The organism is Enterobacter sp. Sphag1F (assembly GCF_014193275.1).
GTDB classification, from domain to species: domain Bacteria; phylum Pseudomonadota; class Gammaproteobacteria; order Enterobacterales; family Enterobacteriaceae; genus Pantoea; species Pantoea symbiotica.
The window spans coordinates 302,225-326,671 of record NZ_JACHZD010000002.1 but is presented as its reverse complement, the minus strand read 5'-3'; the positions used below and the strand labels follow the sequence as shown (position 1 = coordinate 326,671).

The following is a 24,447-nucleotide window of genomic DNA, read 5'->3' as shown; positions in this document are numbered from 1 at the left end:
TTGCATGAATGAGTTTTCCATTCTCTGCCGCGTCATCGGCTCGCTGTTTAATCGCCAGCCGCAGGATCCGCTGCTGGTGCCGCTGTTCACTCTGCTGCGTGAAGGCAAACTGCAACAGCAGTGGCCGCTGGAGCAGGATGAACTGTTGACGCGCCTGCAGCAGAATAGCGATCCGCAGGCGCTGGCCGCCGACTACAACGCGCTGTTTGTTGGCAGCGATTGCAGCGTGCCGCCGTACGCATCCCAATGGCCGAACGGGGTTGCTGAAGCGGACGTGCGTGCATTTCTCAGCGCGCGCGGCATGCCGCTGAGCGAAGCACCCGCCGATCACTTTGGCGTGCTGCTGCTGGCGGCATCATGGCTGGAAGATCAGTCAGTGGAAGATGAATCCGCCGCGCAACTGGCGCTGTTTGATGAGTATCTGCTGCCGTGGTGCGGCGCGTTCCTCGGCAAAGTGGAAGCGCATGCTACCACGGCGTTTTATCGCACGCTGGCGGCGCTAAGCCGTGAGGCGATTCAGGCGATGTACGACGAGCTGAACGAAGAGCAGGGCGACGAGGCCTAACCGTTACCAGCTGGCTGCGCTGCTGCCGAGCTTCACGCCCGGCGTAGCGCAGATCATTGGCGTGCCGGGCAAATACGCTGCGGCACGCAATCTCTCGGCAATTCCCCATTGATTAATCTCTATCGCGCTCAACGCGTCATCGTGCTGCGCGTGGATACCGTTTTGCACATTCTCCGGCGCGGCACCGAACTGCTGTAACAGCCGCGCGGTGCGCGCCAGCGATAAACGCGCCTGCCAGCCAGCGCCATTGATCAACCGCTGACGTAAACCTTCCAGCACCGCCGCAGCCATCAGATAACCAGTGGCGTGATCGAGCGCCTGCACCGGCAGCGGCGTTGGCTGGTTATTGCCGCTCCAGCGCATGCCTTGTTCGGCGATGCCGCAGCCCATCTGCACCAGACTGTCGAAACCGCGGCGGTTGCGCCATGGCCCGCTCCAGCCCCACGCATTGAGGCTGACATCCACTAAGCCCGGCGCGAGTTTGCGGCGCGTCTCAGCATCCAGGCCGAGTTTTTCCAGCGCATCGGCACGATAACCGTGTACCAGCACATCGCTGTGCTGCAACAGCTGGCGCAGCTGTTCACGCCCGGTGTGGGATTTGATCTCAAGCCGCGCACAGCGTTTGCCGCAGGTGATCTCCTCTTCCAGCGTTGGTTCGTGCCAGTCGGGCGGATCGATGCGCAGCACCTGCGCGCCGAGGCTGGCGAGAAAACGCGTCGCCACCGGACCGGCGATGATGCGCGTGAGATCCAATACGCGTACGCCGAGCAGCGGCCGCGCGGGCGATAATAGCCAGGCTGGCGCGGGTGCAGCGTCGGTGGCCTGTTGGGCAATCAGCGCTTCCTGCTGCACGGCACGGCCTTGCGGGTGTTGCAGCCATTGCGCTTCACTGCGCATCTGCGCGGCGCAGCCGCCGGCATCAATCACCGCCTGTTCCAGCGTGGCGGCGGGCCAGCGTGCCACCGCGCCAGCCAACTCGGCACGATTAGCATGCTGGCCGAGCACGCGCTCCATCGCCGCACGATGATGAGCCGCGTTGGTGTGCAGGCGGATCCAGCCATCGACGCTGGCGTAATCACCGGCGAATTCATCCCACAGCGCGGCAGGTGGTCGATTAAGCGGGATCAGGCTGTGCTGAAACCAGCGCGAGGCGAGACGGACATTGATGCTGACCGGCGCGGCCTGGCCGAGCAGATCGCTCAGTGCCTGGCTGGCAAGACCAATGCTGGTGGCCGCCAGTTCGCTGACCGCAAAGGCAGAGGAAAAGGTGTCGGGCTGGAGAAAAGTAGGCGAGGGAAGCGGGTCCGCGCCTCGCAATCCCTGCCACATTTGCTGCCACAGTGCGGCAGCACGTTGAGAATCCATGTTGAGTCTCCGGATAACGCGCGAGACTCAAGCATAGCAGAGCGGATTATCGGCGGCGTAAGCGCGGGAAACGCGCGTGCATCCGCAGGTTACGCAGGTTGATCACCGCAATGGCGGTACCCAACACCACTAACGAGGCGCCGAGAATCTTAAAGCTGTTCATGCTGTCACCCAAGACAAAAACGCCCATCAACACCGCCAGTACCGGCGTCAGCAGCGAATAGGGCATGATCAGGTTGACGTTGTACTTCTTCAGCAGCGCATACCACAGCGTATAGGCGACAATTGACGAGGCGAGCGCGCTATACAGAATGCCAAACCAGCCGCGCCAGCCCGCGTGGCTCAATGCGTAAAACTGATTGGATTCGGTTAGCCACGAAGCGGCACCGACAATCGGCACCGCGAGGAAGGAGATCCAGCCGGTTAGCGTCAGCGGTTTTATCGGCGGTGATTTTTTCACAATCATATTGCTGATTGCCCAGCCAAACGCGCTACACAGCAGAATACACAGCACCCACCAGGCCGGAATGGTCGGGCTGCCCGACAGCACCGCAACGCCGCTTAGCGAAATGGCGATGCCGATCAGCTGCACCAGGCGCAATTTCTCTTTCAAAATCACCATCGCCAGCAGCATGGCAATCGGCGTGCCGAGCTGAACCACGATGGCGCCGGTGCCGGCATCGGTGTAGCGCATGCCGACAAACAGCAGCGAGAAGTGCATAAAGCCGAAGGTGAATGCCAGCGTCAGCAGCCACGGCAATTGTGCGCGCGTGATGCGGCAAAACGGCACCAGCACAATCGCCACCACCACAAAACGCATCCAGGTGAGAAACAGCGGCGGAAGTTCCAGCAATCCCCACTTCACCGCCACGTTGTTGAAAGCCCAGATGGAAACCACCATCAGAACCATTAAAAAATGCCGCACTGCCACAAGGTCTTCCTTCACGCTGTACAAAGATTATCACCGGCTAATGATGGCATGAAGCCGTCGACTTCGGACATGTCTGACAAAACTTTTTTCGCATAAGCATTAGCTTATGCAGGAAAAAAATAAGACATGTCGCTGATTTACTGTCAAAGTGGACGTCCGAAAGGCGACCATAATGAGGACCGTATTCGGCATGACACACACCCGCGCTTTACCTCTTGCTCTTATTCAACTCGAAGTTCCGCCGCCGCAGGTTGTGGCGCAAATTGGTGAACAACCCCGCTGGTTTATCGACGCGCTGCAATTGCAGCCTGATGACTATGTGATTGTGCGTCCGCATCTGGGTGATGATTTACCGGCCTTTGACCGCGTCAGTGGCGCGATCCTCAGTGGTTCGTGGGCGATGGTGACCGATCACGCTGACTGGAGCGAACGCACCGCCGCCTGGATTCGGGGCGCGCTGGAAGCGGATCTGCCGCTGCTTGGCGTCTGTTACGGACATCAATTGATGGCGTATGCGCTGGGTGGCAAAGTGGGCGATAACCCGCATGGCTGGGAGCGTGGACTGAAACCGCTGACGCGTAGCGCGCAGGCGCACAACGATCCGTGGCTGGCTGCGTTACCGGGTGAATTTCAGGCGTGGTTGTCACATCGGCAATCGGTGCTAACGCCGCCGCAGCATGCGCAGGTGCTGGCGAGCTCGGCGCTGGATGGCTGTCAGATTCTGCGTTATTCGCCGCAGGCGCTGTCGGTGCAGTTCCATCCGGAATTTACCCACGACATTATGAGCGCCTGTTTACCCGCGGGCGTGAGTGACGATGGTACGCAACTGGCGGGGGAAGATTGGTCACGCGAACTGCTGCGCCGCTTCTGGCTGCAAACGCGGCCGCAGCCGCGCGCACAGGTTCAGGGCGCGTAATTACGCGTGCAGCGATAAACCCACGCGGGTGGCATGTTTTTCAGCACCCGCTGGCGTTCCCAGGTGAAGTAGCGTGACAAATTTGGCTGGGTGAACGAGGTGTATTGAAACTGCACGAATACGCCACGTGGACCCAGCGCATCATGCACCGCGCTGAGAATATTGTCGCGTGTGGCGGGCGGTAACGACAGCAGCGGCAAGCCAGAGAAAATCACATCATATTCCCCCGCAAGATATTCCGCCGAGCAGGCGCGCACCTGCATGCGCGTATCGGGCAATCCCCGTAGGCTTTTCACCAGTTCCGGGCTAATTTCGAACACATCCAACTGAGCTTGCGGTGACATACGCGACAGCACGTGGCGTGTGAGTACGCCATCACCGGCGCCGAGTTCGGCGATACGCAGGCTGTTATCCCAATTCACCGCATCGCACATGGTGCGGCACAGCGCGGCGGAAGAGGGCGTGATGCTGCCCATTTTGCGCGGGTTACGGATGAATTGCTGAACAAAGTTCGCTTTGGCGCGCATTAACGTCAGGGCTGAAGCCAACATCTGTTTCTCCTGGTTAGTATCCTGCTTCATATTGACCACATATTTCGCCCATGTTCCGCTTTTTGCGGCATAAGTGGGAAAACTCGGAATTTTCCGTAACGGAACTGGGGATGATACACAGGCTGCATTTTAGGCACACAAGACCTGGCTGAAACTTAGGGCAATGTGAAAAATCGTAAAGCGATGGGCTGTGCCGGATTTCCTTCGATGCGGTCACAGTTTCCCCTTCTGCGATCTGACAGGCTGGCGTTGATCGCTCAATGTTAATAACAGGTTTCATAGTTGTTAATCGCTACTCTGTCCGCAAGGAGAAACACCATGCGTTACGCTGCTCCGGGAGAACAAGGTTCTCTCATTACTCTGCAATCGCGTTATGGCAACTTTATCAACGGCGAATTTGTTGCGCCGGTGAACGGTAACTACTTCGTCAACACCTCACCGATTAATGCTTCCACCATTGGCGAGTTCCCACGCTCGGATCGTGCCGATATCGATAACGCCGTGGCTGCCGCCCAGGCCGCTGCCGATGCGTGGGGCAAAACCTCACCGCAGGCACGCTCGCTGGTGCTGCTGAAAATTGCAGACCGGCTGGAAGAGAATCTGGAATACATCGCGGTCAACGAAACCTGGGATAACGGTAAGCCGGTGCGTGAAACGCTGGCAGCGGATCTGCCGCTGGCGGTCGATCACTTCCGCTATTTCGCTGGCTGCGTGCGTGCGCAGGAAGGCACCGCTGCTGAAATCGATGAGTTTACTGCCGCCTATCACTTCCATGAACCGCTGGGCGTGGTCGGTCAAATCATTCCGTGGAACTTCCCGCTACTGATGGCGGCATGGAAACTGGCACCGGCACTCGGCGCAGGCAACTGCGTGGTGCTAAAACCGGCCGAGCAAACGCCGCTGTCGATCACGCTGTTTATGGAAGTGATCAAAGATCTGCTGCCGCCAGGCGTGATCAACGTGGTGCACGGCTACGGCAAAGAGGCGGGCGAAGCGCTGGCGTCTCATCCGGGCATCGCCAAAATCGCCTTTACCGGTTCCACCGCAACCGGCGGTCATATTCTGGAGCTGGCGGCGAAAAGTCTGATTCCGTCCACCGTTGAACTGGGCGGTAAATCGCCGAATATCTTCTTTGAAGACATCATGGATGCCGAAGAGAGTTTCATTGAGAAAGCGGCAGAAGGTGTGGTGCTCGGCTTCCTTAATCAGGGGGAAGTCTGTACCTGTCCATCACGTGCGCTGGTGCAGGAATCGATTTTTGAGCCGTTTATGGCGGCGGTGATGAAGCGCATCAAAACCATCAAACGTGGCGATCCGCTTGATACCGAAACCATGATTGGCGCGCAGGCGTCACAGCAGCAGTTCGATAAAATCCTCTCCTATCTGGAGATTGCGCAGCAAGAAGGCGCACAGGTGCTGCACGGCGGCGGCGTAGAAAAAGTGGGCGAGGAGTTTGCCAGCGGCTACTACATCCAGCCGACGCTGTTGAAAGGCGATAACAGCATGCGCGTGTTCCAGGAAGAGATCTTTGGCCCGGTGGTTGGCGTGCTGACCTTCAAAGATGAAGCGGAAGCACTGGCTATCGCCAATGACTCGATTTACGGGCTTGGCGCTGGCGTCTGGACGCGTGATATCAACCGCGCCTATCGCATGGGGCGCGCGATTAAAGCTGGTCGCGTGTGGACCAACTGTTATCACCTCTATCCGGCGCACGCGGCGTTTGGCGGCTATAAGAAATCGGGAATTGGCCGCGAAACTCACAAAATGATGCTCGACCATTATCAGCAGACTAAAAACCTGCTGGTGAGCTACAGCACGCAACCGCTTGGTTTCTTCTGATGATAAAAGGCAGCGGAGTGATTCGCTGCCTTTTCATCTCTTCGTCATCTTGCGACCGCAGGATGACTCTATCGCCAGAAACTTCTGATGGAAGTGGCATCTTTAAGCCAGGTCTTGTGTGTTTAAAGGATGCGATTGGGCAGAATAGCCCACCTATTTTCAAGGAGAACCCATGAACACGTTGTATAACTACCTGGAACAGCATGACGAGATGCTGGACGGAGTGGAGCAAAATATTATTACTGTTAACCTGCCTGGACGTCAGGCGGTGTATGTGATTGGTCAGAACGATGCTGACCTGCTGCTGGAAGTGAAAGCACGCGAAATCGCCACGGCGCAGCGGATGGAAACATTGCGTCAGCTGGAGAGCCAATTCCGTTTTTAACTTTTCTGCTTTGCCTCATTTAATGATCAATTCGTCAGAAATATCGCAATAAAAAAGCCGCTATCACGCGATAACGGCTTTTTTGCGGCGCGATGCGTAGATTACTTCACGCAGGCGGCGCAGTTGTTATGAATCTGCTGGAAGAAGTCGTTGCCTTTGTCATCCACCAGAATGAACGCCGGGAAGTTCTCCACTTCAATTTTCCAGATCGCTTCCATGCCGAGCTCGGCATACTCCACGCATTCCAGACTCTTAATACTCTGCTGTGCCAGCACCGCTGCCGGGCCGCCGATGCTACCCAGGTAGAAGCCGCCGTGTTTATGACACGCATCGGTAACCTGCTTGCTGCGGTTGCCCTTCGCCAGCATCACCATGCTGCCGCCGTTGGCTTGCAGCAGGTCAACGTAGGAATCCATACGACCTGCGGTAGTTGGGCCGAGTGAACCAGAGGCATAACCTTCTGGCGTCTTCGCCGGACCTGCGTAATAGACCGGATGATCCTTAATGTACTGCGGCAGACCTTCGCCGTTATCGATGCGCTCTTTCAACTTGGCGTGCGCAATATCACGCGCCACGATGATGGTGCCGTTCAGCGACAAGCGGGTTGAAACCGGATAGGCCGACAGCAGCGCCAGAATCTCGCTCATCGGCTGGTTCAGATCGACATGCACCACTTCGCCTTCGCCCTGCTGACGCAGTTCTTCAGGAATGTAGCGGCCTGGATTGTCTTCCATCTTCTCAATCCAGATACCTTCACGGTTGATCTTGGCCTTGATGTTACGGTCCGCAGAGCAAGAGACGCCCATGCCCACCGGGCAGGATGCGCCATGACGCGGCAGACGTACCACACGGATATCGTGGGCAAAGTATTTTCCACCAAACTGCGCGCCGAGACCCAGCTCCTGCGAGGCTTTCAGCAGCTCTTCTTCCAGCTGAATGTCACGGAAGGCCTGACCGTGTTCATTACCTTCGGTAGGCAGCGAATCGTAATAGTGGGTTGAAGCCAGTTTGACGGTTTTCAGCGTGGCTTCCGCTGAAGTACCGCCAATCACAAACGCGATGTGGTACGGCGGGCAAGCGGCGGTACCCAGCGACATCATCTTATCGACCAGATAGTTCTTGAGCTTGGCTGGCGTAATCAGCGCTTTGGTTTCCTGATACAGATAGGTTTTATTGGCGGAACCGCCACCTTTAGCAATGCACAGGAATTTGTACTCGTCGCCATCAACGCTATACAGGTCAATCTGCGCCGGCAGGTTGGTGCCGGTATTCACCTCTTTATACATATCCAGCGCGGCATTCTGTGAATAGCGCAGGTTATCTTCAATAAAGGTGTTGTAGACGCCTTGCGACAGTGCGGCTTCATCGCCGCCGCCGGTCCAGACGCGCTGGCCTTTTTTGCCCATGATGATGGCGGTGCCGGTATCCTGACAGGTTGGCAGCACGCCTTTGGCGGCAATTTCAGAGTTGCGCAGGAACTGCAGGGCAACGTATTTGTCGTTCTTGCTGGCTTCGTCGTCGGCAAGAATTGACGCGACCTGCGCCTGATGCGAGGCGCGCAGCATGAAAGAGGCATCGTGGAATGCCTGCTTCGCCAGCAGCGTCAGCGCTTTGGGATCGACTTTCAGGACTTCTTCGCCATCGAAGTTGGCCACCGAGACGTAATCAGTGCTCAGCAGATAGTATTCGGTATCATCTTTGGCGAGAGGAAAGGGATTCTGATAATAGAAGGGTTTGTTCGACATGTTGGCTCACTTAGCTTCGTGTTGCCCGCCAGCATGACGGGCGACAAATTAGGCAGTCTGTTATTCGATTTTCTCTCGCCAGCCCTCCGCAGGGGCTGACTGGCGAGCATCATAACATTTTCACGGTAATGCGCGGCTCCGTTTTTAACATCGAAGCAACATCATCAGAACATCATCACCATCCATGGATAGGCGACAACCATCAGAAGAACCAGGAACAGCGCGCCGAAGATGGTGCCCAGGCGCCAGTAATCTTTGGTTGGCAGATAGCCGCTACCGTAATAAATCGGGCTTGGGCCGGTGCCGTACGGGGTGATAATGCCCATCACACCCAGAGAAACACACATCATCAAGCAGAATACCGGCATGTTGATGCCCGGGATTGAGGCGGCGATAGTCAGCATTGCTGGCAGCAGCGCGGTGGTGTGCGCGGTGGTACTGGCGAACAGGTAGTGCAGCAGGTAGAAGGCGATTAACAGCACCACGGCAGAAACCTGTGGGTCGTAACCGTGCAGCAGCATCGCACCTTCTTTACCCAGCCAGGCGATGAAGCCGACGCGCGCTAAACCATCAGCCAGGGCGACCAGCGTGGCGAACCAGGCGAAGGTGTTCCATGCGGCTTTATTGCTGGTGATGTCATTCCAGTTTAGTACACCGGTCCACAACATCAGCACGATGACTAACAGCGCGGCCATTGCCGGTTCAATCCATGCGGTGGCGAAGATCCACATCATCAGCGCGGCAACCACGAAGCCCAGCAGCAGGATTTCGTTACGTTTCAGCTTGCCGAGTTTTTCCAACTCAGCCGTCGCCCAGCGCGGCACTTCGTCATTCACTTTCACTTCTGGCGGATAGAGCCAGTAAGCCAGCAGCGGCATGGTGAGAATCAGCAGCACACCCAGCGGCAGGAAGGCGAGGAACCACATGCCCCATGAGATTTCAAAACCCACCACGCTTTTCACCAGCGCCAGCGCCAGCAGGTTCGGCGCCAGAGCTGAAAGGAACATTGAGCTGGTGATACAGGCGGCGGTGATGGCGACCCACATCAGATAAGAACCAATCTTACGCGCGCTTGGGTCGTTGGGTTTTGAACCGTACAGTGGCGGCAGGTTAGCAATGATTGGATAGATGGTACCGCCACTGCGCGCGGTGTTGGATGGCGTAAACGGTGCCAGCAACAGGTCAGCGAAGGTGATGGCGTAACCCAGCGTCAGGCTGCGACGGCCGAGATATTTCACCAGAATCAGCGCCAGGCGGCGACCGAACTGGGTTTTATCGTAGCCGGCGGCGAACATAAAGGCACCGAAGATCAACCAGACCGTAGAGTTGCCGAAGCCACTTACCGCCCATTTGAACGACTGCGCAGCGGTTTTGAACTTGGGATCCGCCAGTTCTGCCGGGCTAAACAGCACCCACTGGCTGAACAGCGCAATCACTACCACGCCGGTTAAACCGATAACGGCACCCGGCAGCGGTTCGAAAATCAGTCCCACAATAACCCCGACAAAAATGGCGAAGAAGTGCCATGCGTAAGGTTCCAATCCCGCAGGAGTCGGCACCAGCAGCAACAGCACAGCCACAATAATTGGCAGGCACAACATTATCAGGCGGTTCTTTTTCTTCCCCGGTGCCGCGGGAGGCGCGGTGAGGGATTCACTCTGGGTTGTTTGTGTGTTCATAGTTTTGTCTGCAAGTTATGGAGAATGCGTATATACGCCCCGAACCAAGCTGGTTTTTTTAGTTACAAAACTCTTTTAACAGATTAGTCGTGACATTTAAAACTGAGTTTTAATAAATCGCTATTTACAAAATTTGATGCGCGAATTATCTAATGGATGCGCCTATGATGCGATTAATTAAAATATCTATTTTGATCCAGATCAATAAAATTTATTCGTGGTTTTTTTGCTTTAAACATGCAGGCCTTAATAAATGAACCATTAGGTGAAAATTAACTGTGTGAGGTGAATAAAACGGCACAAATCAAGCAAAAAACAGAGAAAGGAGACGGTTTATCTTTATGATAAGGCTGGATTTGTTTTAAATGTAAGGAAAAAGTTGATTTTTGTCAAGTCTTGGTTAAAACTTAGCTCAGCGCAACTTTCAGCAATAGGTATCAAATATTATTTCCATGCGTAAAACTTATATAACTAACGAATAAGGTTATGTAAGTAAATAAAATGGTATATTTACGCCATGAAATCGGACCACTCAAATAATTATAAATGTCTCCGAACCGCCAAAGAATTGAATACAAAGTTTCTTAATTCTGGAGTTGCTCATCATGAATACGCTCACCCCGATTCTTAATCCGCTTACGCTACCGAAAGGTGCGGTGCTTAAAAACCGATTGGTTATGGCGCCGATGACCACCTGTACCGGTTATTACGATGGCGGTGTTACCAGTGACCTTGTCGAATATTATCGCGTGCGTGCCGGCAGCATCGGTACCGTAATTGTAGAGTGCTGCTTTATTGATAACCGTGGACCTGCTTTCCCAGGTGCGCTCGGTATCGACAGCGACAACAAAATCCCCGGTCTGGCGAAAATTGCCCACGCCATCAAATCGCAAGGCTCTAAAGCGGTTCTGCAGATCTATCACGGCGGTCGCATGGTGGAACCGGCGCTGATCGGCGGTAAAACTCCGGTCGCACCAAGCGCTATCGCCGCACCGCGTGACGGTGCCACCAAACCTCAGGCGCTGACTGCAGAAGAAGTGGATGTGATGATCACCAAGTTTGGTGATGCGGTGAACCGTGCGATCAAAGCCGGCTTCGACGGTGTAGAAATCCACGGCGCTAACACCTATCTGATCCAGCAGTTCTACTCGCCAAACTCCAACCAGCGCGACGACAAATGGGGCGGCAGCCGCGACAATCGCGCGCGTTTCCCACTGGAAGTGCTGGAAATAACCCATAAGATGGCGGACCGCTTTGCCGCGGCAGACTTCATCATCGGTTATCGCTTCTCACCGGAAGAGCTCGAAGTGCCGGGCATCCGCTGGGACGACACGCTTTACCTGCTGGAGAAACTGGCGGAACGCGGTCTCGATTACGTGCACTTCTCGGTGGGGCAACTGCTGCGTCCGTCGATTGTCGATACTCAAGACCCAACGCCGCTGATCACCAAATATCTGGCGCAACGTTCTCCTAACCTGGCGAAAGTGCCGGTGATTGGCGTCGGCGGCATCGTTAATAAAGAAGATGCCGAGAACGCGCTGGAGCACGGTTTCGATTTAGTGGCGGTGGGGAAAGCCTGCATCGCCTATCCGGACTGGACCGATCGCGTCATCAAGAATCAGCACATGGAGCTGTATATTGACAGCACCAAGCGCGAAGAGTTGACCATTCCAGAACCGCTGTGGCGCTTCTCGCTGGTGGATGCGATGATCCGTGACACCAGCGATACCGGCCGTAAATACAAAGCGGGCGTGTATCAGGCGAAAGTGGAAGCCGAAGCGCTGAAACTGAAAATCAACGTTACGCTCGACACCGACCGTATCACCGATATCTCGCTGGTGCCGGATCCAAGCCTCGACGTCGACTTCACCAGCACCTTCGAAAGCCTGCGTGAACGCATTCTGGTGGCGAACAGCCCGCACGTGGATGCCATCACCGGCGCTACCACGCAGAGTGAAGCGCTGAAAAAAGCGGTATCGCGCGCCATGACCACCTCAAGCAAAGAGTATGTGATTGAAGAGGGCGGTAACCCGAACGCACCGGTCAATTACGACGTCGTGGTAGTGGGCACCGGCGGTGCCGGTCTGGCGGCGGCGATTCAGGCGCATGATGATGGCGCACGCGTGGTGATCATCGAGAAGATGCCAACCATCGGCGGTAACACCATCAAAGCCTCGGTCGGTATGAACGCAGCGGAAACCCGTTATCAGAAGCTGAAAGGCATCGAAGACAGCAAAGAGCTGTTCTACGAAGAGACGCTGAAAGGCGGCAAATTCAAAAATAATCCGGTGCTGCTGCGCGAGTTTGTTGAGCAAGCGCCCGAAGCGATTGAGTGGCTGGCAGCGAAAGAAATCGAGCTGTGCGATATCACCATCACCGGCGGCATGAGCATTGACCGTACGCACCGTCCGGAAGATCGCTCTGCGGTCGGCGGCTTCCTGATTAGTGGCCTGGTGAAAAACGTTAACCAGCGCAATATCGAAGTGCTACTGGAAACCTCGGTTGCTGAAATTCTGGTGGAAAACGGCGCGGTCACCGGCGTGAAAGTGGTGGATGAGTACAACGACAGCCGCATCATCAACGCCAAAAGCGTGATTGTGGCGACCGGCGGCTTCAGTGCCAACCGCGAAATGGTGGTGAAATACCGCCCTGAGCTGGACGGTTTCGTCACCACCAACCACAAAGGCGCCACCGGCAGCGGCATCGCCATGCTGCAACACATCGGTGCGGATACCGTGGATATGGGCGAAATCCAGATTCACCCAACGGTTGAGCAAACCACCTCGTACCTGATTTCCGAAGCGATGCGCGGCGGCGGGGCGATTCTGGTGAGCCAGGCGGGCATGCGTTTCTACAACGAAATGGAAACCCGTGACAAAGTTTCCGCTGAGATCATCGCGCTGCCAGAGAAGAGTGCGTGGATCGTGTTTGATGAGCAGGTTCGCGCCAATAACAAAGCGGCTGACGAATACATCGCCAAAGGTTTTGTCATCAGCGCACCAACGCCACACGAGTTGGCGGTGAAACTCAACATGGATCAGGAAGCGCTGCAAACCACGCTCGGTCGTTACAACGAGTTCGTGGCGAAGCAGGATGACGAAGACTTCGGTCGTAAAACCGCGCTGCGTCATCCGCTGAATAAAGGACCGTACTTTGCGATTCGTATCGCACCGGGCGTGCACCACACCATGGGCGGCGTGACCATCAACACTGATACTGCGGTGCTGGATGCGCAGAAAGAGGTGATTCCAGGTGCCTGGGCGGCGGGTGAAGTGGTCGGCGGTATCCACGGCGCCAACCGCATCGGCGGTAACGCAGTGGCTGATATCATCATCTTCGGTATCAAAGCCGGTCATAACGCGGCTAAACTGGCGTTAGGACACTAAGCTGTAAAGATGCCCGCCTTGTGCGGGCATCGTTTTATTTAGAGGTATGCAATGACCGCTGGCGTTTTTTCTTACTCTGCCGTTCTGATGGGTTCACCCATTCTGCTCAAATTGTTCGATGACAATCCCACGCTTGCCCGCCACGTATTTCAACTGATCAAACAGCAAGAAAACCTGTTCACCGTTAATCGCGCTGAATCCGAAGTGATGTCGATCAACCACGCCGCAGGCCGCCATCCGGTGATCGTCAGCGAAGCGGTATTCGCCTTGATGAGCGTAGCGCACGCAGTGAGTTTGCTGCCGGAGAGCGCCTTTAATTTCACTATCGGCCCGGTGGTAAAACGCTGGAAAATTGGCTTTCAGGGTCGCGCCGTACCGCCTGCGCTGGAGATCGCTTCACTGCTGAAACTGACCGATCCGCATCAGGTGCTGCTCAATCCCGCCGAACACTCGGTGTTTTTGCAACAGCCGGGCATGGAGATCGATCTCGGTGCCATCGCCAAAGGCTACATCGCCGATCGTGTGCAGGCGTTTTTGCGTCAGCAGGGCGTGCAGCAGGCGCTGATCAATCTGGGGGGCAATGTGCAAACGCTGGGCTCGCCGCCGCACGAACCGCAAGGTTGGGGCATTGGCCTGAAAAAGCCGTTTGGTCGCGATGATGAGCTGTTAGGCGTGCTGCAGGTGCAGGGTAAATCGGTGGTGACGTCGGGGATTTATGAGCGCTACTTCGAACTGGATGGCCGCTGCTGGCACCATATTTTTGATCCGCAAACCGGCTATCCACTTGATAACGAACTGCTGAGCGTGACGGTGATTTCCGATCGCTCAATTGATGGCGATATCTACACCACGCTGCTCTACGGCATGGGCGTGGAGCAAGGGCTGGCTTATCTCGCTGACCAGCCCGACATCGACGCGGTTTTCGTTACGCGCGATCGGCAGATCATCTGCTCCTCGCCGCATCATTTCCACTTCCAGCAGCTCGATTTCGACTGGCAGCTGCGTTACTGACAATATTGCTGCAGCAGCGAATGGTATTCCGGCTGCAGACGATAGCGGTACACCGGACGACCGGTCGCGCCGTAGTGAATACTGGTGAACAGAATATTAATCTGCGCCAGCCAAATCAGATACTTACGGCAGGATACGCGCGAGATGTTCACTTCAGCCGCCAGTTCGTCGGTGGAGAATTCGTGTCCCGGATGCGCATCAATCCACTGACACAGCGTGCGCAGCGTTTGCGGCGTTAAGCCTTTTGGCAGGCGTTTGTTATCGTGCTGCGTCGCCGGACTGCCGTGGATCAGCAGATCCACATCCGCTTGCTGATAGTAATGCTGATTGTCCATCAGCGACTTCTTCTGCCGCCAGCCGGTCAGCGCCTCTTCAAAACGCGGGAACTGGAACGGTTTGATCAGGTAATCCACCACGCCGTAGTGCAGCGAGGTTTTGATATTCTCCGCATCGGCGGCAGACGAAATGATGATCACTTCCACCGCGCTCTGCGCCGTGCGCAGCTCCGGCAACAGATCGAGGCCATTCTCCTGCTGCATATAGATATCCAGCAGCACCAGATCGACCGCGGTATCGCTGTTGAACAGGATCTCTTTCGCCTGCTTCAAGGTTGAGGCGGTGCCACAACAGTGAAAGCCCTGAATTTGGCCGATATACGCGCGATTAAGCTCGGCGACCATGGCGTCATCATCGACCACTAACACATTGATCATGCGGATTGGTTTCCTCCATCCCAGGGAAGTTGGACTAAAAATTGGGTAAATACGCCGGGTTCTGACTCGACACTCACGCTGCCACCGATATTTTCGGTTTGCTGCTGCAGCAGAAACAGCCCGACACCACGGTTTTCACCTTTGGTGGAGAAGCCTTTTTCGAAAATGGTACTGAGGTGATCGGCTTCAATGCCCGGACCATCATCACTCACTTCGCAGGTCAGCCAACCGTTTTGATAGTGCAGCATTACGTGAATCTCGCCTTCTACCTGCTCGCTCATTGCATCCAGCGCGTTCTCAATCAGATTGCCGATCACCGTAATCAGCGCCGCCATCTGCTGCTCATTGCCGCTGTCGGGCAGGAAGCTGGCATCGCTGATGGTCAGGCGATGGCCGCAATCCGATGCGCGATTGATTTTGCTCAGCAAGAAACCGGCAATCACCGGCGACTTAATTTTATCGAGCAGGAAACCGATCTCCGTTTGGTAATTATTGGCGGTTTTGAGAATGTAGCTTTCCACCTGCGTGTAGTTTTTCATATGCAGCAGGCCGAGGATTACATGCAGCTTGTTCATAAATTCGTGCGAGCGCTCACGAAGCGCATCGACGTAGTTTACCATGCCCGTCAAGCGCTGCATCAGTTGACTGATTTCCGTCTTATCCCTGAAGGTGCAGACCGCGCCGATAATCCGTCCCTGGCTGCGCACCGGCACGGTATTACTCAGTAACACGCGGCCGTTCACATTTAACTCTTCATCACGCCGCGCGCGCCCGCTGTGCAGCACATCCTGCAGATGATCGTTGATCACCGAGGCATCGTAGATGCGATCGCCACTGATGGTACCCATCGAATCGTTCAGCAATGAACGCGCCGCCTGATTGACCAGCGTCATCTGCGCCTGATCGTCCATCGCCACCACGCCCTCTTTCAGCGAGTTGAGAATTGCCTGGCGCTGTTCAAACAGGGTAGAAATTTCGTAGGGTTCAAGACCAAACAGGATGCGCTTCAGCACGCGTACCAGCACAAAAGTGCCGATGGCGCCCGCAAAGGTGCCAATCAGGATAGTCCACAAGATGCTCCAGCGGCTTTGGTTAATCTGATCGGTAACGGCGCTGAGTGAAATGCCCACCACCACGACACCAATCTGCTTATGCTGCGCATTATAGACCGGCGTATAGACGCGCATTGCCCGGCCCAGTACACCTTGATTGACGGAGACATTTTCATGGCCGCGTATCGCGGGCTCAATATCCGTACCAATAAAGTGCTGACCGATGAGTTCAGGATTAAGGTGCGAATAGCGGATGGTATCCATATTGGTCACCACCACAAACAGCAGGTTATTGCTCTCCTGCACGGCTTTAGCAATGGGTTGGATGCTGGTGGCATTTGGCGGCAATATCAGCGCGCGCTGAATCTCAGGAAATTTGGCCAGCGTACGCGCCACCGCCATGGCTTTATCTTCCAACTGCGCGCGGGTCGCGGCGCCAATCTGGAAGAAATAGAACATATGCACGCTGAGCAGCACCAGCACAATCACCGCGCTGAGCATCAGAGTGACCAGCGTATTGAGCTTCATTGGCTGCTTGCGCGCCGCGATTCCTTGCTGTGAAGAAGACATGATCGCTCTCGGAGGAGAAGAGGGCGTGTATTATGACGGATAAACTGCAGAAGGTCGCGTATCACGTAGGGTCGCCATTCATGGCGACCCTCTGAACTCACGCGGGAATTAACTCGATTTAACCCGATTGGCAAAACTCTTACGCAGCTTCTGCAGTTTCGGTGGGATCACCGCCATGCAGTAGCCGTTGCGCTGACCTGCGCCTTCCCAATAATCCTGATGATAACCTTCCGCCGCATACCACTCTTTCAGCGGCTCGATGGTGGTGACCACCGGATCGCTCAGGCCTTCCTGCGCACGCGCAATCGCGGCAATGGCTTCGGCTTCTTGCTCAGGATTGGCCGGGAAAATCGCCGAACGATATTGCGTGCCCACATCGTTGCCCTGGCGGTTCAGCGTGGTCGGATCATGGGTGGCGAAGCTGATATCCAGCAGATCGCCATATTTCACCTGCGCCGGATCGAAACCGATGCGAATCGCTTCGACATGGCCGGTCGCACCGCTGCACACCTGCTCGTAGGTTGGGTTCGGACGTGCGCCGCCAGTATAACCACTTTCGACTGACTCGACGCCAATCACATCTTTAAATACTGCTTCAGTACACCAGAAACAGCCACCAGCGATCACCGCATATTCGGTTGCCATTATATTTACTCCTGTCAGGGCGAAAGGTTAAAAGTGGGGGCAAGCCCATATCAATTCAAGCAGTTAAATTAACATTTCTGGCTTAAAGTCGCTGCGCTTGTCGAGCCGCAAATTGCTCATCACGCTAAAGCGTCCTTCGCCGGTGTAGTGCAGCGTCGGGAGGAACTCCGGCGTTTCTGCCACATGCGCTTTGACGATCTCAAAGATAAACAAGTTGTAGTTATCCACCATCGAATCGTCATACAGCTGGCACTCGAAGCTGGCAAAGCACTCATCGATTAACGGCGCATTGACTACGCTGGCCGGTTCGGGCGTCAGGTTAAAGGCATCAAACTTATCAAGGCGATCGCCGTGGCTGTTGCCGATCGCTACCACGTTATCCACCAGATTGGCCGACGGCACGTTAATCACGCACTGGCCGCTCTGGCGAATCAGTTCATGGCTGTAATTGCCGCCGGCAATCATGCAGCCAACCAGCGACGGCGAGAACTCCAGAATGGTGTGCCAGCCGAGCGTCATGATGTCGCGGTGATCCTCAAACTGTGAACTCAGCAGCACCACCGGACCCGGCTCCAGATATTTGCGCGCTTTACTCACCGGAAAGTCGATTTTATGCATCGGGATTCTCCTGTTGTAGGTACAGATGTTCTAAGTGTAGCTGCCACCCTTTACTGGGCTGGCATTTCACGGCATGTTAATGCGTCATCTTATCTGGAGCTGTTTTATGGAATCTGCGTGCGCGTCCACATCTCGTCCTGTGTTGCATCTGCTGTGCGGTAAAATTGCGGCGGGAAAATCGACGCTGGCTCATCAGCTGGCGCAGCAAACCGGTGCGGTGATCATTAGCGAAGATGCCTGGCTGGCGCATCTGTTTGCTGAAGAGATGCAGGATGTGGCGGATTACGTGCGCTGTGCCGGTAAGCTGCGTAACGCGATGACGCCGCATCTGATTTCGCTGTTGCAGTGCGGCGTGTCGGTAGTGCTGGATTTCCCCGCCAACACCGTGGCTCAACGCCAGTGGATGAAGGCGGTGATCAACAGCGCCGAGGCTGAACATCAACTGCATTTCCTCGATGTGTCCGATGAACTGTGCAAATCGCGGCTGCACGCGCGCAATGCATCCGGCCAGCACGACTTCGCCGCCACCGATGCGCAGTTTGCGTTGATCAGCAGCTACTTCGTCGCGCCACACAGCGATGAAGGGTTTAACGTGGTGAATCACCGTTAATTAAGCAGGGAGGCAAAAATGAATTATCCGCTGTGCCAGAAGCTGAACCTCACTTATCCGATCATTCAGGCGCCGATGGCGGGCGTCTCCACGCCGGAACTGGCGGCGGCGGTGAGTAACAGCGGCGCGCTGGGATCGATCAGCGTGGGTGCCTCAACGCCGCAGCAGGCGGAAATCATGATCCGCAAAACGCGCGCGCTGACTGCCGCACCGATCAACGTCAACGTCTTTTGTCACGCGCCGGTGCAGCGCAATCCACAGCTAGAACAGGCGTGGATCGCCCGCTTTCAGCCGGTGTTTGCTCGCTATGAAGCGACACCGCCGGATGCGCTGTCTGAGATTTACCAAACGTTTGTCGATAACGACGCGATGCTGGAGGTGTTGCTGGAGACCGCGCCGGCCGCAGTGAGTTTCCACTTTGGTTTGCCGTCCGCCGCTTTCGTGCAGCGTTTGAAAAGTCGCGGCATTATCACGTTAGCGAGTGCTACCAGTATCAGCGAAGCCCAGGCGATTGAAGCCGCCGACATCGATTTTATTGTGGCGCAGGGCATTGAGGCGGGCGGGCATCGCGGGATATTCCAGCCTGCAGGCGACGATCAGCAGCTCAGCACCTTTACGCTGGTACAAGCGATTGGCAAGATTTCACGCCTGCCGGTAATTGCCGCCGGTGGCGTGATGGACGGCGCGGGCATTGCCGCCATGCTCAAGCTGGGCGCGGCGGGCGTTCAGTTGGGCACCGCGTTTATCTTGTGCCCGGAATCCGCTGCTAATACGGCGTATCGTCAGGCGCTGAAAAGCGAGCAGGCCAATAGCACCGAAATGATCGCCGCCATCTCTGGCCGCTCGGCAAGATGTCTCACCAACGATTTCTGCCACCTGGCGCGCGAATTCGCGCAGGAATCCATTCCACCTTATCCACTCACCTATGCGTTAGGCAAAGCCCTCGCCGCCGCAGCGGCTGCCAAAGGCGTGCACGGCTTTGGCGCGCAGTGGGCCGGACAGGGCGCGGCGCTGGCGCGGGAAATGCCTGCTGCTGAATTGGTCAAAACGCTGGTGAAGGAGTGGCAAGCGGCGTAATGTTCGCCGCCCCATTAATCATCAAAGCGGTAGGTTTTCTCCATAATGCTGTTAGCCATCATGGTTTTAATCCATTCAGTGGGTTCCCGTTTACCGCTGCGTTTGTGTGAATAGATTTTCACGGTGAACCTTGGCGCGGGAAACGGCAGTTTGAACAAGTTTACATCGGCGGCTTGTTTGATTTTACTGGCGACGAAGGACGGGATCGCCATCAGCAATTCACTTTCCGCGATAATAAAGGGTGCGCTCAACATGGATGGCGTTCTAATGGCAATGCGGCGCTTAAGACCCATGCGCGCAAGATGGGAATCCAGCAATCCCTGCTTTTCATTCCACGGCGTAACCACCAAATGCCCGGCGGCAAGATAGTCTTCAAGATTCAGGCTGCTACGTCGCGCATTGGCAATCACAATAAACTCATCACTGAATAAATCGGTCTCTTCCAGGTCTGGATGATGCATGCCGTCCGGCTCGCTAAAACTCAGCGCCATATCGATTTCACCGGCGAGTAATTCAATCAGCGCCGGATTGTGCGGCAAATGGCAGAGTTCAAAACTCAGTTTGGGAGCCGTATTGGTCAGCGCATTCATCAGACCCGGAAACACGCAAAAAGCGGTGTAATCCGTTACCGCAATTCGAAAACAGTCATCGCTGGTCAGGGGATCAAAAGGCTGCAGCGGGCTGAGATGCCGATTTAATCCTGTTAGCGTTTCGGCAATATAGGGTGCTAATTGGCAGGCGTAGACGCTGGGACACATTTTGTGGCCTTCGCGATAAAACAGCGGATCTTTAAAAAAATCACGTAATCGGGACAACGCGTGGCTAAGCGCGGAGGTACTCAGATTGAGTTCAATTGCCGCCAGCCTGACCGAACCGTGCCTGAAAACTGCGTCGAAAACGGGGAGAAGATTCAAGTCCAGTCGACGCAGAACATGATGCATGAAATTCACCTATCATTGATTTTATTGCACTTATTTCATCGAACAATACCCATTATGCTGAGCAGCATCAATCTGATTAAGAAAGAAAATAATGCATGAAGATGACTATTCGGCCAGCTAATCCTGAAGACGCAGACGCCATCTACGGCATGATTGCCGAGTTGTCGGTTTATGAGCATGGATTGCAGCACTCAGTGACGACTGCAGAAGAGATCAGATCGATGCTATTTAATCCCGACAGTAATAGCGAAGCGCTGATGTGCGAGATTGATGGTTCAACTGCCGGTTATGCGGTGATTACGCGTAGCTACTCGGCGTGGCTTGGGCGTCGCGGGATGTATATGGAGGATTTGTACTTCTCGCCCAATTTTCGTGGTCTGGGCGCAGGCAAAGCGCTGCTGCAGTATGTCGCGCAGCACGCGGTCAATCACCAGTGCAATCGTATTGAGTGGAGTGCATTAGATTGGGATCAGTCCGCCAGAGAGTTCTATCTCAGCATCGATGCGCTGCCGTTAAATGAGTGGGTACGTTATCGACTCGACGGGGCAGCATTAGAGAAATTCGCCGCCGCCGCGCCGCAATCAGTATTAGGGCTGTAATTAATTTCGTAGGGTGCGCATTCATGCGCACCTGGTCACTGTAAGTTTTAAATCCGGTGCGGGCGTTGACACATCTGCTGCGTCACGGGCCGTCCTCGCGCCGCTAACGCGGTGCCTTCGGCTTCCACGTCGTGCCAACGGACCGTTCGGGGATCGGCCGTCCAGGCCGGCCCCGAACTGCCTCACGCATCCATGCGCGAGGCTCCTGGCCCAACGTAAAAGCCTCAGCGCTGCGGATAGCCCTTTTGCCGCAGCAGACGCGCCAGCGCCTCTGTAAAATGTGCCCTTTTCAATAACACGCACTCGCCGTTGGTTTCAATGACAAGCATTGGTCACCATAAATGGCGACCCTACGTAGTTACAGCGATTGCAGGAACGTCAGCAGATCCGCGTTGAGCTGATCGGTATGCGTCACTGCAAAGCCGTGCGGTGCGTTGTCATACACTTTCAGCTGCGCACCCGCGATCATTTCGGCGGCGACTTTTCCGGTGGTTTCGAACGGCACGATCTGGTCGTTGCTGCCGTGAATCACCAGTGTAGGCACGTCGATTTTCGCCATATCAGGGCGGAAATCGGTCTCGGAGAAGGCGGTAACGCATTCAATGGTGCCTTTCAGCGAGGCCAGCAGCGCAATATTCAATGTCTGCGTCAGCGCGCCTTGTGAAACCGTTTGACCGGCGTTAATGCCGTAGAACGGTGTGGCAAAATCACTGATAAACTGCGCGCGATCTTTACGTAAACCCTGACGAATGCCTTCAAACACCGACAAATCGACGCCCGCCGGATAATCATCGGCCTTGCCGAAGATCGGTGTCACCGCGCCCAGCAGCACTAAGCTATCAACCCGCGCTGTGCCGTAATTGTTGATGTAGCGCGCCACATCGCCGCCACCCATTGAGAAACCCACCAGCGTAACGTTTTGCAGATCCAGATGAGTAATCAGGTCGTTAATATCCGATGCGAAGGTGTCGTAGTTGTAGCCTTCCCACGGTTGATCGGAACGCCCAAAGCCCCGGCGATCAAAAGCGATAACGCGATAGCCTTTCTCCGCCAGAAAATTCAGCTGGCTATCCCACATATCGCCGTCGAGCGGCCAGCCGTGACTGAACAGCACCGGCTTGCCGGTACCCCAATCTTTGAAATAGATCTGCGTACCATCCTGAGTGTTGAATGTGCTCATGTTCCAGCCTTATTGATGTCGAGAGATGAGAGCGCCTTATTCAGGCGCCACGAGGTAACGAACTTCGGGAAGTGCTGTGCTTTGATGGAATCCCAGCACGCGGTTCTGAATCTTTTGATCGTTCATGGTGTAACGCTCGCGCTGACGCAGATGCTCCATCCATGAGCCGACGACAAACGTCTCGACAAAAATGCCGGGCTGCAGCATCTCTTCATAAAGCGACCAGTTCAGCGCGCCGCCACGCCGTCTGACGCGACGCATATCCTGCATGCACACCGCAAAGGCATGTGCCTCACTGCGGTTGATCTGATAATGATAGCTGACCATCACCGGCCCACGATCGTGACGAATCTCCAACTCGGGCAAGGGATCGCTAACTGTGCTGAGGTCGAGGTTCAAATCCGGATCCTGATCCAGCCGCCAGCGCAGCACCGTCAAACTCGCCAGCAGCATGCCGACGGTGGCGACCGTTAAGGAGAAGGGGATGCTGAATTTTGATGCCAGCTGTCCCCAGATAGCGCTGCCTAACGTCATTGAGCCAAAAAACACAGTCAGATAGACTGCCAGCGCACGGGCTTTCACCCATTTTGCGGCGCTACGTTGCGCGCCAAGATTGAGGGTGGAAAGCACGGCGATCCACGCAAAGCCGGTAAAGAATTCGAACGCATTCAGCAACCAGACGTGACGAATAAACGCCAGCGCCAACATAGTGATGGCAAATATCACGCTCGCCAGCACCATCAGCTGATCGGGATTGAAGCGTTTACGCATACGCGGCAACAGCAGCGCACCGCAAATCGCGCCTACGCCGATGCAACCCAGCATAATGCCGTAGCCGCCTGGCCCGAGGCCCAACTCGCGCCGTGCCACCAGCGGTAGCAACGCCCAACCGGCGCTGCCAAAGACAAAGAAGGCGACTGTGCGTACCAGCACATTGCGCAGTACCGGCGCGGCGTGCACATAGCGCACGCCAGCGCGCACTGCCGGGAAGAAGTGTTCTGGCGGTAAACGCTGCACGCTGGGCTGCGCTTTCCAGAGATACAGCACCAGAAACACGCCGAGTACCGAGAGCGTATTCAGCAGAAACACCATCCACGGACCGGCAAACGACAGAATCAGGCCGCCGAGCGCCGGGCCAATCGCGCGACTGATGTTGATGCCAAGTGAGTTGAGCGCAATCGCCGGACCCAGTTCCTCCTTACTGACCAAATCGGGCACGATGGCCTGGAAGGGCGGAGAACTCATGGCGGCGCCGGTACTCAACAGGAAGGCGGCGATCAGTAGCACCATTGGCGTCACCAGCCCCGCCCACGACAGCAGTGTCAGGCTCGCAGCGGCAATAAATACCCAGATTTGTGAGAACAGCAGGTATTTACGCCGGTCAACGATATCCGCCATCACGCCGGACGGCAGCGCAAACAGGAACATCGGTAAGCTGCTGGCGGCCTGCACCAGCGCCACCGAGAGCGGATCGGCGCTCAGCGTCAGCATGGTCCAGTTAACGCCGACGTCGTTCATCCATGAACCGACATTGGAGACTACGGTAGCGATCCACAACATGCGGAACACGCGTTGGCGCAGCGGCTGCCACGGTGAAATCGTCTGCGGAGCGGGCGGGAGATCCGCCTTTGGAATGTCATGAATGTCGTTAACCTGCGCCACGTGCCACCTCCGCAACTCCGCCAAACACACGCCAGCGACCGGGGCCGGTCAGCGCCAGCGTGGTGAAGATGATCAGCAGCAGCCAGCCAAACTGGCCTTCCGCTATGCTCCAGTCGGGATGGACAAACAGCATCGCCACCAGCAGCACGCCGATAATCGGCAAACAGGCGAGGCGGGTAAAGACACCGAGCAGGATAAACAGCGGGCAGACCACTTCAGCCACGATCGCCGCCAGCAGGCTGAGGTAAGCACCAAGGCCAAACGGATCCTCGATACGCGTCAGTTCTTCGCTGAAATGGAACACCTTCGGCAAGCCGTGCACGTGCAGCAACAGCAGGCAGCCGGTGAGGCGCAGGAAGAACAGCCCCGCATCAATGCGAGGCGGCTGAGAGAGTGAATGTTTCATG

22 protein-coding genes are annotated in these 24,447 nt (G+C 55.7%); 9 read left to right on the top strand and 13 right to left on the bottom strand.

The genetic code is table 11. The features are described from left to right. Positions 1–4: 4 nt before the first annotated feature. Positions 5–565 carry a molecular chaperone gene (locus FHW71_RS06970; RefSeq protein ID WP_061716780.1) on the top strand — a complete coding sequence of 187 codons (561 nt, stop codon included), beginning with the start codon at positions 5–7 and terminating at the stop codon, positions 563–565. Positions 566–568: 3 nt separating this feature from the next. On the opposite strand, the gene FHW71_RS06965 is transcribed toward FHW71_RS06970, so the two are convergent. After that, positions 569–1,930: a CoA transferase gene (locus tag FHW71_RS06965; protein ID WP_179451208.1), complete on the bottom strand. Its 1,362-nt coding sequence runs from the start codon at positions 1,928–1,930 to the stop codon at positions 569–571. A gap of 46 nt (positions 1,931–1,976) precedes the next feature. Further along, positions 1,977–2,861 (bottom strand): EamA family transporter, encoded by an 885-nt coding sequence (locus FHW71_RS06960; RefSeq protein WP_008102753.1) that lies wholly within the window; start codon positions 2,859–2,861, stop codon positions 1,977–1,979. A gap of 190 nt (positions 2,862–3,051) precedes the next feature. Between FHW71_RS06960 and FHW71_RS06955 the strand changes: the two genes are divergently transcribed. Then, entirely contained in the window at positions 3,052–3,777 is a 726-nt protein-coding gene (locus FHW71_RS06955) for a glutamine amidotransferase (protein WP_179451785.1), read from the top strand. Here the strand turns inward: FHW71_RS06955 and FHW71_RS06950 are convergent. Continuing rightward, a complete protein-coding gene (locus FHW71_RS06950; protein ID WP_008102755.1) occupies positions 3,765–4,328 on the bottom strand; it encodes a methyltransferase in 564 nt (187 codons plus the stop codon). The two genes, FHW71_RS06955 and FHW71_RS06950, sit on opposite strands and share 13 nt — an antisense overlap. 318 nt (positions 4,329–4,646) lie before the next feature. Between FHW71_RS06950 and FHW71_RS06945 the strand changes: the two genes are divergently transcribed. Together FHW71_RS06945 and FHW71_RS06940 are read left to right on the top strand one after the other, a co-directional pair. After that, on the top strand, positions 4,647–6,167 hold the full coding sequence (locus FHW71_RS06945; RefSeq protein ID WP_008102757.1) for an aldehyde dehydrogenase family protein: 1,521 nt from the start codon (positions 4,647–4,649) through the stop codon (positions 6,165–6,167). A 172-nt stretch (positions 6,168–6,339) separates the two neighbouring features. Then, entirely contained in the window at positions 6,340–6,552 is a 213-nt protein-coding gene (locus tag FHW71_RS06940) for a hypothetical protein (protein WP_110865967.1), read from the top strand. A 101-nt stretch (positions 6,553–6,653) separates the two neighbouring features. Here FHW71_RS06940 and fumA read toward each other — a convergent pair whose 3' ends face one another. Beyond that, entirely contained in the window at positions 6,654–8,297 is a 1,644-nt protein-coding gene (gene fumA / locus FHW71_RS06935; protein WP_008102761.1) for a class I fumarate hydratase FumA, read from the bottom strand. Between the two features lie 164 nt (positions 8,298–8,461). After that, the gene (locus tag FHW71_RS06930) at positions 8,462–9,976 is read right to left on the bottom strand and encodes an anion permease (RefSeq protein ID WP_008102763.1); all 1,515 of its coding nucleotides are present in this window, start codon (positions 9,974–9,976) and stop codon (positions 8,462–8,464) included. Between the two features lie 605 nt (positions 9,977–10,581). Between FHW71_RS06930 and FHW71_RS06925 the strand changes: the two genes are divergently transcribed. Together FHW71_RS06925 and FHW71_RS06920 are read left to right on the top strand one after the other, a co-directional pair. Continuing rightward, positions 10,582–13,362 carry a flavocytochrome c gene (locus tag FHW71_RS06925; RefSeq protein ID WP_179451206.1) on the top strand — a complete coding sequence of 927 codons (2,781 nt, stop codon included), beginning with the start codon at positions 10,582–10,584 and terminating at the stop codon, positions 13,360–13,362. 51 nt (positions 13,363–13,413) lie between these two features. Further along, on the top strand, positions 13,414–14,373 hold the full coding sequence (locus tag FHW71_RS06920; RefSeq protein WP_179451204.1) for an FAD:protein FMN transferase: 960 nt from the start codon (positions 13,414–13,416) through the stop codon (positions 14,371–14,373). Here the strand turns inward: FHW71_RS06920 and dcuR are convergent. From dcuR to FHW71_RS06900, 4 genes are all read right to left on the bottom strand, one after another. After that, positions 14,367–15,086: a two-component system response regulator DcuR gene (dcuR, locus tag FHW71_RS06915; RefSeq protein WP_008102769.1), complete on the bottom strand. Its 720-nt coding sequence runs from the start codon at positions 15,084–15,086 to the stop codon at positions 14,367–14,369. The genes FHW71_RS06920 and dcuR overlap by 7 nt on opposite strands. Continuing rightward, positions 15,083–16,708, bottom strand: coding sequence for a sensor histidine kinase (locus FHW71_RS06910; protein WP_179451202.1), 1,626 nt, complete (start codon positions 16,706–16,708; stop codon positions 15,083–15,085). Before FHW71_RS06910 ends, dcuR begins: the two co-directional genes overlap by 4 nt. Before the next feature lie 108 nt (positions 16,709–16,816). Then, complete coding sequence (gene msrA / locus FHW71_RS06905; protein ID WP_179451201.1) at positions 16,817–17,353, bottom strand: peptide-methionine (S)-S-oxide reductase MsrA; 537 nt, start codon at positions 17,351–17,353, stop codon at positions 16,817–16,819. A gap of 63 nt (positions 17,354–17,416) precedes the next feature. Then, a complete protein-coding gene (locus tag FHW71_RS06900; RefSeq protein WP_179451200.1) occupies positions 17,417–17,971 on the bottom strand; it encodes a flavin reductase family protein in 555 nt (184 codons plus the stop codon). Positions 17,972–18,077: 106 nt separating this feature from the next. On the opposite strand from FHW71_RS06900, the gene FHW71_RS06895 reads away from it, so the two are divergent. Both FHW71_RS06895 and FHW71_RS06890 read left to right on the top strand, forming a co-directional pair. Beyond that, a complete protein-coding gene (locus FHW71_RS06895; RefSeq protein ID WP_154194764.1) occupies positions 18,078–18,581 on the top strand; it encodes an ATP-binding protein in 504 nt (167 codons plus the stop codon). A gap of 18 nt (positions 18,582–18,599) precedes the next feature. After that, positions 18,600–19,658 carry a nitronate monooxygenase gene (locus FHW71_RS06890; RefSeq protein WP_179451199.1) on the top strand — a complete coding sequence of 353 codons (1,059 nt, stop codon included), beginning with the start codon at positions 18,600–18,602 and terminating at the stop codon, positions 19,656–19,658. Positions 19,659–19,672: 14 nt separating this feature from the next. Here FHW71_RS06890 and FHW71_RS06885 read toward each other — a convergent pair whose 3' ends face one another. After that, positions 19,673–20,599 (bottom strand): LysR family transcriptional regulator, encoded by a 927-nt coding sequence (locus tag FHW71_RS06885; protein WP_179451198.1) that lies wholly within the window; start codon positions 20,597–20,599, stop codon positions 19,673–19,675. Positions 20,600–20,694: 95 nt separating this feature from the next. Between FHW71_RS06885 and FHW71_RS06880 the strand changes: the two genes are divergently transcribed. Beyond that, positions 20,695–21,198 carry a GNAT family N-acetyltransferase gene (locus FHW71_RS06880; RefSeq protein ID WP_154181497.1) on the top strand — a complete coding sequence of 168 codons (504 nt, stop codon included), beginning with the start codon at positions 20,695–20,697 and terminating at the stop codon, positions 21,196–21,198. A gap of 358 nt (positions 21,199–21,556) precedes the next feature. Here the strand turns inward: FHW71_RS06880 and FHW71_RS06875 are convergent, their stop codons facing one another. The 3 genes from FHW71_RS06875 to FHW71_RS06865 are packed head-to-tail and all read right to left on the bottom strand — an operon-like array spanning position 21,557 to position 24,446. After that, entirely contained in the window at positions 21,557–22,378 is an 822-nt protein-coding gene (locus FHW71_RS06875; RefSeq protein ID WP_179451197.1) for an alpha/beta hydrolase, read from the bottom strand. Between the two features lie 36 nt (positions 22,379–22,414). Continuing rightward, positions 22,415–24,040, bottom strand: a complete 1,626-nt coding sequence (locus tag FHW71_RS06870) for an MFS transporter (RefSeq protein ID WP_179451196.1) — start codon at positions 24,038–24,040, stop codon at positions 22,415–22,417. After that, the gene (locus tag FHW71_RS06865; RefSeq protein ID WP_179451195.1) at positions 24,027–24,446 is read right to left on the bottom strand and encodes a DoxX family protein; all 420 of its coding nucleotides are present in this window, start codon (positions 24,444–24,446) and stop codon (positions 24,027–24,029) included. Before FHW71_RS06865 ends, FHW71_RS06870 begins: the two co-directional genes overlap by 14 nt. Between the last annotated feature and the right edge of the window lies 1 nt (position 24,447).

What these genes read in the sequence shown, in the direction of transcription:
- FHW71_RS06890 (WP_179451199.1), top strand. Translation starts at nt 18,600, where the DNA reads ATGAATTATCCGCTGTGCCAGAAGCTGAACCTCACTTATCCGATCATT.
- FHW71_RS06965 (WP_179451208.1), bottom strand. Translation starts at nt 1,930, where the DNA reads ATGGATTCTCAACGTGCTGCCGCACTGTGGCAGCAAATGTGGCAGGGA.
- FHW71_RS06865 (WP_179451195.1), bottom strand. Translation starts at nt 24,446, where the DNA reads ATGAAACATTCACTCTCTCAGCCGCCTCGCATTGATGCGGGGCTGTTC.
- FHW71_RS06950 (WP_008102755.1), bottom strand. Translation starts at nt 4,328, where the DNA reads ATGTTGGCTTCAGCCCTGACGTTAATGCGCGCCAAAGCGAACTTTGTT.
- dcuR (WP_008102769.1), bottom strand. Translation starts at nt 15,086, where the DNA reads ATGATCAATGTGTTAGTGGTCGATGATGACGCCATGGTCGCCGAGCTT.
- FHW71_RS06945 (WP_008102757.1), top strand. Translation starts at nt 4,647, where the DNA reads ATGCGTTACGCTGCTCCGGGAGAACAAGGTTCTCTCATTACTCTGCAA.
- FHW71_RS06925 (WP_179451206.1), top strand. Translation starts at nt 10,582, where the DNA reads ATGAATACGCTCACCCCGATTCTTAATCCGCTTACGCTACCGAAAGGT.
- FHW71_RS06930 (WP_008102763.1), bottom strand. Translation starts at nt 9,976, where the DNA reads ATGAACACACAAACAACCCAGAGTGAATCCCTCACCGCGCCTCCCGCG.
- FHW71_RS06910 (WP_179451202.1), bottom strand. Translation starts at nt 16,708, where the DNA reads ATGTCTTCTTCACAGCAAGGAATCGCGGCGCGCAAGCAGCCAATGAAG.
- FHW71_RS06970 (WP_061716780.1), top strand. Translation starts at nt 5, where the DNA reads ATGAATGAGTTTTCCATTCTCTGCCGCGTCATCGGCTCGCTGTTTAAT.
- FHW71_RS06900 (WP_179451200.1), bottom strand. Translation starts at nt 17,971, where the DNA reads ATGCATAAAATCGACTTTCCGGTGAGTAAAGCGCGCAAATATCTGGAG.
- fumA (WP_008102761.1), bottom strand. Translation starts at nt 8,297, where the DNA reads ATGTCGAACAAACCCTTCTATTATCAGAATCCCTTTCCTCTCGCCAAA.
- FHW71_RS06955 (WP_179451785.1), top strand. Translation starts at nt 3,052, where the DNA reads ATGACACACACCCGCGCTTTACCTCTTGCTCTTATTCAACTCGAAGTT.
- FHW71_RS06920 (WP_179451204.1), top strand. Translation starts at nt 13,414, where the DNA reads ATGACCGCTGGCGTTTTTTCTTACTCTGCCGTTCTGATGGGTTCACCC.
- FHW71_RS06895 (WP_154194764.1), top strand. Translation starts at nt 18,078, where the DNA reads ATGGAATCTGCGTGCGCGTCCACATCTCGTCCTGTGTTGCATCTGCTG.
- FHW71_RS06940 (WP_110865967.1), top strand. Translation starts at nt 6,340, where the DNA reads ATGAACACGTTGTATAACTACCTGGAACAGCATGACGAGATGCTGGAC.
- FHW71_RS06885 (WP_179451198.1), bottom strand. Translation starts at nt 20,599, where the DNA reads ATGCATCATGTTCTGCGTCGACTGGACTTGAATCTTCTCCCCGTTTTC.
- msrA (WP_179451201.1), bottom strand. Translation starts at nt 17,353, where the DNA reads ATGGCAACCGAATATGCGGTGATCGCTGGTGGCTGTTTCTGGTGTACT.
- FHW71_RS06880 (WP_154181497.1), top strand. Translation starts at nt 20,695, where the DNA reads ATGAAGATGACTATTCGGCCAGCTAATCCTGAAGACGCAGACGCCATC.
- FHW71_RS06875 (WP_179451197.1), bottom strand. Translation starts at nt 22,378, where the DNA reads ATGAGCACATTCAACACTCAGGATGGTACGCAGATCTATTTCAAAGAT.